We start from the raw sequence: 343 nt of genomic DNA on the forward strand, positions 1-343 counted from the left end.
CTTCGTGGTCTCGGAGACAAAGCCTTCAAAATACGCCTTAACGTAGCTCGTCTGCAGCTCGAAAGCGGCCTCGAAGCTCTTGACACCGGCTAGGGTTTCGAAATGCGTCACCGCGTCCTGAAAGGATTTCTTCGAATATTCCGTGGCTTCAGCGGCGATCGCCTGAAAGCCCTTGGTCGTGTCGGAATAGTTTTTCAGTGCCGTGTCGACGGCTTCCTTGCTCTTTTTGTTGGCTTCGTCAAAGTTGAACATGGCCATCCTCCGTTGGGCTGTTGGATGGCGGCAGGGTAGCCGCAACGCACAAATAGTCAAGTAGTCTTGTGCGACGCAAAACATCTCAAGG

Annotated in this window: 1 protein-coding gene; it reads right to left on the bottom strand. The window is 53.1% G+C overall.

The genetic code is table 11. The features are described from left to right. The coding region (locus EOD29_RS30895) for a phasin family protein (RefSeq protein ID WP_164763898.1) at positions 1–252 on the bottom strand (252 nt) is incomplete at its 3' end. Positions 253–343: the final 91 nt, after the last annotated feature.

Origin of the sequence: Mesorhizobium sp. M1A.T.Ca.IN.004.03.1.1 (assembly GCF_003997555.1) — a bacterium.
Lineage (GTDB): Bacteria > Pseudomonadota > Alphaproteobacteria > Rhizobiales > Rhizobiaceae > Mesorhizobium.